The organism is Streptomyces sp. CBMA156, from assembly GCF_014596515.1.
GTDB lineage: Bacteria > Actinomycetota > Actinomycetes > Streptomycetales > Streptomycetaceae > Kitasatospora.
Genome location: NZ_MSJQ01000248.1, coordinates 1 through 7,863 on the forward strand (window position 1 = coordinate 1; position 7,863 = coordinate 7,863).

The 7,863-nt window shown below is 76.1% G+C and carries 7 protein-coding genes; 6 read left to right on the plus strand and 1 reads right to left on the minus strand.

All coding sequences use genetic code 11. The features are described 5' to 3' along the window. Positions 1 to 49: 49 nt before the first annotated feature. The 6 genes from BU198_RS20450 (at position 50) to BU198_RS43370 (ending at position 6,809) form a co-directional block, all read left to right on the plus strand. Positions 50 to 928, plus strand: a complete 879-nt coding sequence (locus tag BU198_RS20450) for a hypothetical protein (RefSeq protein ID WP_188298294.1) — start codon at positions 50 to 52, stop codon at positions 926 to 928. A 96-nt stretch (positions 929 to 1,024) separates the two neighbouring features. After that, entirely contained in the window at positions 1,025 to 1,315 is a 291-nt protein-coding gene (locus BU198_RS20455; protein WP_188298295.1) for a hypothetical protein, read from the plus strand. Positions 1,316 to 1,353: 38 nt separating this feature from the next. Continuing rightward, positions 1,354 to 1,728 carry a TadE/TadG family type IV pilus assembly protein gene (locus tag BU198_RS20460; RefSeq protein ID WP_223244688.1) on the plus strand — a complete coding sequence of 125 codons (375 nt, stop codon included), beginning with the start codon at positions 1,354 to 1,356 and terminating at the stop codon, positions 1,726 to 1,728. After that, complete coding sequence (locus tag BU198_RS20465) at positions 1,725 to 2,198, plus strand: TadE/TadG family type IV pilus assembly protein (protein WP_188298297.1); 474 nt, start codon at positions 1,725 to 1,727, stop codon at positions 2,196 to 2,198. The genes BU198_RS20460 and BU198_RS20465 overlap by 4 nt, the downstream gene beginning before the upstream one ends. 232 nt (positions 2,199 to 2,430) lie before the next feature. After that, the gene (locus BU198_RS20470) at positions 2,431 to 2,826 is read left to right on the plus strand and encodes a hypothetical protein (protein ID WP_188298298.1); all 396 of its coding nucleotides are present in this window, start codon (positions 2,431 to 2,433) and stop codon (positions 2,824 to 2,826) included. Further along, entirely contained in the window at positions 2,826 to 6,809 is a 3,984-nt protein-coding gene (locus tag BU198_RS43370) for a BTAD domain-containing putative transcriptional regulator (RefSeq protein WP_188298299.1), read from the plus strand. The genes BU198_RS20470 and BU198_RS43370 overlap by 1 nt, the downstream gene beginning before the upstream one ends. Positions 6,810 to 6,915: 106 nt before the next feature. Here BU198_RS43370 and BU198_RS20480 read toward each other — a convergent pair whose 3' ends face one another. Continuing rightward, positions 6,916 to 7,428 (minus strand): hypothetical protein, encoded by a 513-nt coding sequence (locus tag BU198_RS20480; protein ID WP_188298300.1) that lies wholly within the window; start codon positions 7,426 to 7,428, stop codon positions 6,916 to 6,918. Positions 7,429 to 7,863: the final 435 nt, after the last annotated feature.

Sequence of the window (7,863 nt, forward strand, 5' to 3'; positions counted from 1 at the left end):
CCGCGCCGGCCGACGAGCCCGCGCCGGCCGAGCAGCTCGGGGAGGTCCGGTGATCTCCCCCTGGTCCGTGCTGGCCGGCGCCGCCGCGGCCGGCGGCATCGCCCTGCTGGTCGCCGAACTGCGGCCGGCCCCACCGGACCTGCACCAGGCGCTGGACCGGCTGCACGCCACCCCCGCCGACCGCGAGCAGGACCCGGACGAGCGGCCGCGCTGGTACGACCGGATCGGCGAGCGGTCCGTCCGGCTCCGTGGGGTCTCGCTCCCGCGCCGCGAACTCGCCCTGATCGGCCGCGCCCCGGCCCGGTTCATGGTGCACAAGCTGCTGTTCGCCGCGCTCGGCCTGGTGCTGCCCGCCTACCTGGGCGCGATGGCCGTGCTGATGGGAGCCGGCCTGCCCTTCGCGCTGCCGCTGGTCGCCGGGCCGCTGCTGGCCGGACTGCTCTGGTTCGTCCCGGACGCCGTCGTGCGGGGCGAGGCCAAGGAGGCCCGCACCGAGTACCTGCACGGCATCGCCGCCTACCTGGAACTGGTCGCGATGGAGCGGGCCGCCGACTGCGGCCCCGCCGAGGCGCTGCGCCGGGCCGCGTCGGTCGGCCAGGGCACGGTGTTTCTGCGGATCCGCGACGCGCTGGAGCGCGCGGCCACCGACCGGCTCCCGCCCTGGGCCGGACTCGACGCGCTGGCGGAGGAGCTGGGGCTCACCCCGCTCCAGGACGTGGCCGACATCATGCGGCTGTCCGGCACCGACGGCGCCGCCGTGTACGACACCCTGCGGGCCCGCGCCAAGGGCCTGCGCGGAGAACTGCTCGCCGAGGACCTCGCCCGCGCGAACGCCGACAGCGAGCGGATGGTCGCGCCGGGAGCCGCCCTCACCCTGCTGATGACCGTCCTGATCGTCTTCCCGGCACTGCACCAGATGCTCAACTGACCGTCCTCAAGCCTGTTCCGGTTCCTCCGGCCACGCCGGAGCGGTCGGCCCGACCCACCACACCACACACCACACCGTCACACCCGGGAGAACCCGATGACCGTACGACTCGCCAGGCTGGCCGGCCGGGTGCTGCAACCCGTCCTGCTGCCGGTCCAGTTCGCGCTGCTGCTGTTCACCTTCAGGCTGGGCAGGCTGCGAGCGGCCCGCGCCCGCGGCGACCGGGGTGCGATCAGCATCGAACTCGCCCTCGCCATCATCGCGCTGGTCTTCGTGGCGGGCGCCGTGGCGACCGCGCTCTACCTGTTGAAGGACAAGGTCGTCAAGAAGGTCGAGCAGGACCCGAACCTGCCGGGCGGCGCGGGCGCGGGCGGCGCCACCAAGTGATGCGTCCCGCTCTCCGCCGCAGGGGCGACCGGGGGTCGATGAGCCTGAGCCTGGCCATCGTCTTCCCGGTCGTCCTGCTGCTCCTGATGCTCGTCGTCCAGGCCGCGCTGCTGTGGTACGACCGCCAGGTCGCGCTCACCGCGGCCCGCGAGGGCGTGGACGCCGGACGGGTGCAGGGGAACGCGACGGACGGCGAGAAGAACGAGGCGGCCCAGCGGCAGGCCAGGGACTTCCTGGACCGGCAGGGCGTGCACGAGTACACGGTGGGGACCGAGGGCAGTACGGCGGACACCATCAGGGTCACCGTGCGGCTGACCCCGCCGCTGCTGATACCCGGGCTCAGGGCGCCCGCCCTCACGCAGTTCGCCGAGGCGCCGCGCGAGCGCTTCGTACCGCCGGTGGTGAAGCCGTGAGGCGCGTGCCGCGGGCACCGGACCGGTGGCGGCTGCGTTCGCGACAGCGCCGGCGGGACCGGGGCGGGATCGCGATCGAGGCGGCCATCGTCGTGCCGTCGGTGGTCGCACTGGTCCTGGTGGCCATCGCCGCCGGGCGGGTGCAGACCACGGCCGGCACCGTGGAGGCCGCCGCCAGGGCAGGCGCCAGGACAGCCTCCCTCCAGCGCAGCGTGGACGGGATGAAGCAGCCGGCCAGGGACTCCGCCCTCGCGATGCTGCGCCAGCAGGGCGTGTCCTGCCGCAACGGGGACGTCCGGGTCGACAACGGGCAGCTGAACCTGCCGGGCGGGCCGGTCACGACGGTGACGGTCACGGTGATCTGCGACGTGGAACTGGCCGACCTGCTCGGCGGACCGTCCGGCGTACCCGTGACGAAGCACCTCGTCGGCGAGTTCACTTCGGTGGTGGACCGTTACCGGGGCACCTGACGGCGCGTGGTGCCGTCACCGCGGCGGCGGACGTCACCGGGAGGACAGGGGATTGGAGACGGCCCGTGCGGGGGAGACGCAAGCGGAGAGCGCTCGGGGCATGACACAGCGGTACCGAGTGGCGCCCGGTGGGGGCCGGTGGGGAGAGCAGCGTGCGGATTGGGGGGAGGGGATGGGAGTGGTGAGCCGTCTGCGGCGACGGTTGTCGGCGCGCCGGTCCGACCGGGGCGCCGTGGCCCTCTTCGTCGCGATCTGCGCGGCCTACGTCGTGCTCGTCATCGCCCTGGTGATCGACGCCGGCGGCCGGTTGCGGGTCGCCGAGCGGACCGACGCCTACGCGCTGGAAGCGGCGCGGGTCGGCGGTCAGCAACTGGACCGGGCCGCAGTCCTGCAGGGCAGGGGCTTCAAGGTCCAGGAGAAGTACGTCCGGGACGCCGCCGACGCCTACCTGGGCCTGTACGGCCTGCGGGCGGGCGACGTCGAGTTCTCCGGTGACGGCAGGGTCGTCACCGTCACCGTGCAGGCCGACTACCGGCCGGTCCTGCTGGGCGCCCTCGGGGAACGGAAGGTCAAGGGCAAGGGCAGTGCGACCCTCGTCCACGGAGTCGAGAAAGCGGAGACCGACTGATGGCCGCGCCACGTGCCAAGGACCAGGCCCGTACCGCCCAGGCCCCTGCCGGCCGGGCCGGGGCGTCCCGTCGAGCCGGCGGTGCGCGAGGGCCCGGCGCTCCGGCGCCCCGACCGCCGCACGGGCGGCGACCGCGTGGCCGTGGCCGCGCCCTGATCACCGCGCTCGGCGCGCTGGTCGCCCTGTTCGCCCTGCTGGGCGGCGTCCCCGCGCTGCTGCTGTACGGCACCGAAGCGGTCGCCGGGATGGGCGAGGTCGCCTCGGGCGGGGTGGGCGAGGCGCTCACCAGCCCGGACGACGGAAGCCTGTTCCTGTGGGCGCTGGTGGTGGTCGGCTGGCTCGCCTGGGGCTGCTTCGCGCTCTCCGTCCTGCTGGAGATCCCCGCCCAGCTGCGCGGCCGGATCGCCCGCCGCATCCCGGCCTTCGGCTGGAGCCAGCGGCTCGCGGCCGGGCTGGTCGGCTCGGTGCTCGCCCTGCTGCCGGTGGCGGGATCGGCCTTCGCCGCCGTCCCCGAACTGGCCCACAGCCCGGTGGCCCAGGCACAGTTGACGTCGGGCGTGCAGCGTGCCGCACTGCCCGCCGCGCAGTCCGCACCGGCCCTGACCCCCGCCGCCGAACAGCAGAGCACGTACACGGTGCGGGACTCCCGGCCGGCCGACAGCCTGTGGTCCATCGCCGAGCGCCAACTGGGCTCGGGTGAGCGGTGGGTGGAGATCGCCAAGCTCAACGACGGCCGGACGATGGGCGATTCCGGCGTCCGCTTCGACGCCGACCGGGCGATCCAGCCCGGCTGGGAACTGCTGATGCCAGCGGATGCCAAGCCGGACGAGGCGAAGACGCCCGCCCCGGCTCCGGCCCCCTCGGGGGGTGCGGAGCAGGGGACGCCTCAGGGGACCCCGCAGAACGTTCCGCAGCAGGGGACGGAGGCAGGGGGGCCCGGTGGGGCCGGGGCGCAGCGGAGCGTCACCGTCCAGGCCGGGGAGAGCCTGTCGGCCATCGCCCAGCGGGAGTTGGGGGACGGGGAGCAGTGGCCCAAGCTGTTCGAGGCGAACAAGGGGGTGCAGGCTCCGGACGGGGAGCAGTTGACGGACCCGGACGTGGTGGTGCCGGGGATGGTGCTCGCGGTGCCGGGGGATGCCGCCCCTGCCCCTGCTCCCGCCCCCGCCCCTGCTCCCGCCCCCGCCCCTGCTCCTGCTCCTGCCCCGGCGCCGGCCGACCAGGCTCCGGCCCCGGGCGCTCCTTCGCAGGGTGCCCCGCAGTCGGCCCCGGTGCCCGCGCCCACGCATGCGCCGGCCCAGGCGCCCGGCCCCGCCGCGCACGCCGACCCGGCTCCCAGTGACGACTACACCGTCGCCCTCACCGCCTCCACCGTCGGCGTCCTGCTCGCCGCCATCATGATCGGCACCGTCGCCCACAAGCGCGGCACCCAGCAGCGCGCCCGCCGCCCCCGGCACCGCATCGCGATGCCCGAGGCCGGAGCCGCCGCCTTCGAGAACGAGCTGATGGCCCGGCAGGACCAGGCCGGGCTGGAACTGCTGGACCGCGCCCTGCGCACCCTGGCCCGCAACACCGTGCGCGGCGGCAAGCGGCTGCCCGCCATCGTCGCTGCCCGGATCACCCAGGGCCAGACCGTCGAGCTGCACCTGTCCGGCCCGGCCACCCCGATCGCGCCGTTCCGCGCCGCGCACGCCGCCAACGTGTGGTGGTGCAGCGCCGACTCCGGTGACCTGCTCAGCCCCGGCCAGGCCCGGAAGACCGCCGCGCCGTACCCCGCGCTGGTCACCCTCGGCACCTCGCCGGACGGCTCGGTGGTCCTCGCCGACCTGGAGGCCGTCCGGCTGCTCCACCTGTCCGGCCACCCGGACGACGCCCGCGACGTGCTGCGCACCCTCGCCGTCGAACTGGCCCACAGCCCGCTCGCCGACCGGCTGCACCTGCATCTGGTGGACCTCGCCGAGGACGTGCTGATCAGCGGCCCGGCCGCCGAACGCGTGCACCGCCACCCGACCCTGGAGGCCGCGCTCGCCGCCCTCGGCCCGCGCACCGCCAAGGCCCGCGCCACCCTGGTCGCCGCCGAGGTCAGCAGCCCGCGCGAGGCCCGCAGCCGGGGCCAGGCGGACGAGTCCTGGACGCCCGAGATCGTGCTCTGCGCCCACCAGCCCGGCGGGGACGTGCCGGCCGAGCTGGGGCGGCTGCTCGACGCCCGTCCGCGCACCTGCGTCGCCGTCGTCACCCGCGCCCCCGAGCGGGGCACCGGTCCGGTCGCCCGCTGGACCCTGCCGACCTCCGGCCAGGCCGCGATCCCTGGCCTGCACCTGACGGTCGAGCTGCAACGGCTCAGCGGACAGCAGTACGACCAGGTCGCCGAGCTGCTCCGGGTCGCCGACGACCCCACCCAGTACCCGGCCCCGGCCTGGACGCTGGACGGGCCCGAGGACACCGACACCCACGAACTGCCCGTGGCCGTACCGGTGCTGGCCGCCGTCGGAGCCTCCGGCGGCGGGGCGGCGGAGGGAGCGGAAGCGGCCACCGGGCCGCGGCTGCTCACCCGGGTGATCGGTACCGGGGCGAGCCCGTTCGCGGGCACCGATCCGGTGACGCCGGCTCCGGCGCCGCTGTCGGCCGTGGTGCCCGGTCCGGCGGCCTCGGCCTCCGTTCCGGCGCAGGCTTCGGCTTCCGGAAAGCCGGCTCCGGTCCCGGCGCCGACTCCGGCCGGTCCGGCGCGGTTCGTCGTCAACGGGCAGGGGCGGCAGGCGGCCGCCGACGAGACCACCCGGGACCTGCGGCTGCCCGGCCCGCCGGAGGGCGGGGAGCCGGTCGAGGGGGCCGGGGAGGCGGAGGCCGCTTCCTCGGAGTCCACGTCGACGGTCGTCCTCGCGGTCCAGCCGGTGGTGCCGCAGCCCGTGGTGCCGCAGCCGGCTGCGGCGGAGCAAGCGGTGGCGGAGCAGGTGGTGGCGGATCCGGTCGAGGAGCCGGTGCCGTCGGCCGATCCGTCCGCGCCGTCCGCTGCCGAGGGCGCGGCCGCCTCCGGGAGCGGACCCGCCGGTGCCGTCGATCCCGTCGGCTCGGGCGGCTCCGCCGGGGCCGTCGCCACGGAGGACCACGGCCCCGCCGCCGAGCCCGGTCCGGCCGCCGTCGCTCCGGTCGCCAGGACCACGTCCGGCCGCAGTGACAGCGACGACCTGCTCGCCATCCTCCGCTCCCCGGAGGCGCATGCCCCCCGCAACGCCCCCCGGATCCGGCTGCTCGGCCCGGTGGACGTCGCGGGAACCCTCGGCGAGGCCGCACCCGGCGCGCTGCCCCGGCTCACCGAGCTGGCCGTCTACCTGGCGCTGCGCCCCGGCTCCGGCCACCAGGCCCTCGACCACGACCTGCACCCCGGCGCGGCCCACCTCGACCCGCACCCCACCGCGGCCGACGCCAAGAGCCCGCTGCCGGCCAAACTCGCCGACCTGGCCGGCTGGTTCGGCAGCTCGCCCGAGGGGCGCGCCTTCCTGCCCACGGAGGGCACCGAGGGCTACTCCTTCGCCCCGGCGGTCACCTGCGACTGGGACGAGTTCCGCAGTCTCTACCGGCGCGGCATGCGCAGCACCAGTGCCACCGCCGACGCGGCCCTCGCCCACGCCCTGGCCCTGGTCCGCGGCGCGCCGTTCGCCGAGGCCCCGCCCGCCTCGTACGGCTGGGCCGAGGGCGAGCGGCAGGACATGATCGCGGCGATCGTCGACACCGCCCACGAACTGGCCGCCCGCCGCCTGCAGTACGGCGACCACCGCAGCGCCGAGGCCGCCGTGTTCCGGGGCCTCGCCGTCGCCCCGGACGTCGAACTGCTGCACCGGGACCTGTTCTACGCCTACGCCTCGGCCGGCGCCCGGGACCAACTCCTGCGCGCCGTCAACCGGTTGGACGCGCTCAGCCGTCGTACCGGCCGGGACCTCGACGCCGACACCGTCGCCCTGCTGCGGGACCTCCTCGCGGGTGCCTGACCCGGCCCGCCGACTGCCCGGTCACTCCCTCGGGGGTGGCCGGGCAGTGGTGTTGACGAGGCAAGGGAGGTGGTGAGGCAAGAGCAGGGGTGGACCTGGTGGCCGGTCAGAGCGCTCGCAGCCAGGCGTCCAGGGCGGTGAAGTCCGCGTCACCGAGCCCGCGTCGGGGGTCCACCCGGTGGAGGAGGGCGCGGGTGGGGGAGTGGGCGGCGACCCAGCGGCGGTCGGCCCCGGTGATCTCGTCGTCCACCCAGGCGAACGGCCGCCCGCCCGCCCATTCGACCAGCGTGCGGGTCTTCCAGTGCACGCCGCCCGGCCCGTCCTCGGCGTCCACCGGCCAGTCCACGACGGGCAGTCGGGGCAGGCCGAGCCAGGGTGCGAGGCACTCGTTGGCGTCCTCCAGCCAGGTGGTCGCCCACACCGGCTCGGCCGGCAGGCCCAGCAGCCGCGATCCCAACTCCGGGTCCACCCGGGTGACCAGCGGGTTCCCGCCCGGCACCGCGCCGGTCGGGACGTACGGGCTGCGGTGGGTGGGATAACCGCCGGGCGGTGGATCGCCGAAGGGGATGAGCGGACCGTCCACGTCCAGGAACAGCAGGGGTCGGCCGGTATCGGGCATGACGGCACCTTAGGGGACGTGGGCGGTGTGGCGCGCCGATCGACCACCCGGCCTGGAACGGGTGAGCCGCGATCTCGTAGGGTGGCGCGCACGGAGTGTGGTGGCAGGCACCATGCAGGCGAGGGCATCAGACGCCGCGCGAGCGGCGGGGCGGGGCGGTGACCAGGAGATGGCGGAGACGACAGCGGTTTCCGGAGGTCCCGACCCGGCAGCGGACTCGGGGCCCTGGGACGCCGTACCGCCGCCGCCCCCGCGCCTGACGGGCGAGGAACACCCGCCCGGTCCGGCCGCGCTGTACGAGCCGCCGCCGGCTCCACTGGCCGCTCCGGCTCCGGCTCCGCTTCCGGCTGCCGCGCCGCCGGTCGAGGCCTCCGGGCCGGGGGCCGCACCGGTCTTCGGGCCGGGCATGCAAGGGGGCACGCAGGGGGGCGTGCA

What these genes read in the sequence shown, in the direction of transcription:
- BU198_RS20480 (WP_188298300.1), bottom strand. Translation starts at nt 7,428, where the DNA reads ATGCCCGATACCGGCCGACCCCTGCTGTTCCTGGACGTGGACGGTCCG.
- BU198_RS20455 (WP_188298295.1), top strand. Translation starts at nt 1,025, where the DNA reads ATGACCGTACGACTCGCCAGGCTGGCCGGCCGGGTGCTGCAACCCGTC.
- BU198_RS20460 (WP_223244688.1), top strand. Translation starts at nt 1,354, where the DNA reads ATGAGCCTGAGCCTGGCCATCGTCTTCCCGGTCGTCCTGCTGCTCCTG.
- BU198_RS43370 (WP_188298299.1), top strand. Translation starts at nt 2,826, where the DNA reads ATGGCCGCGCCACGTGCCAAGGACCAGGCCCGTACCGCCCAGGCCCCT.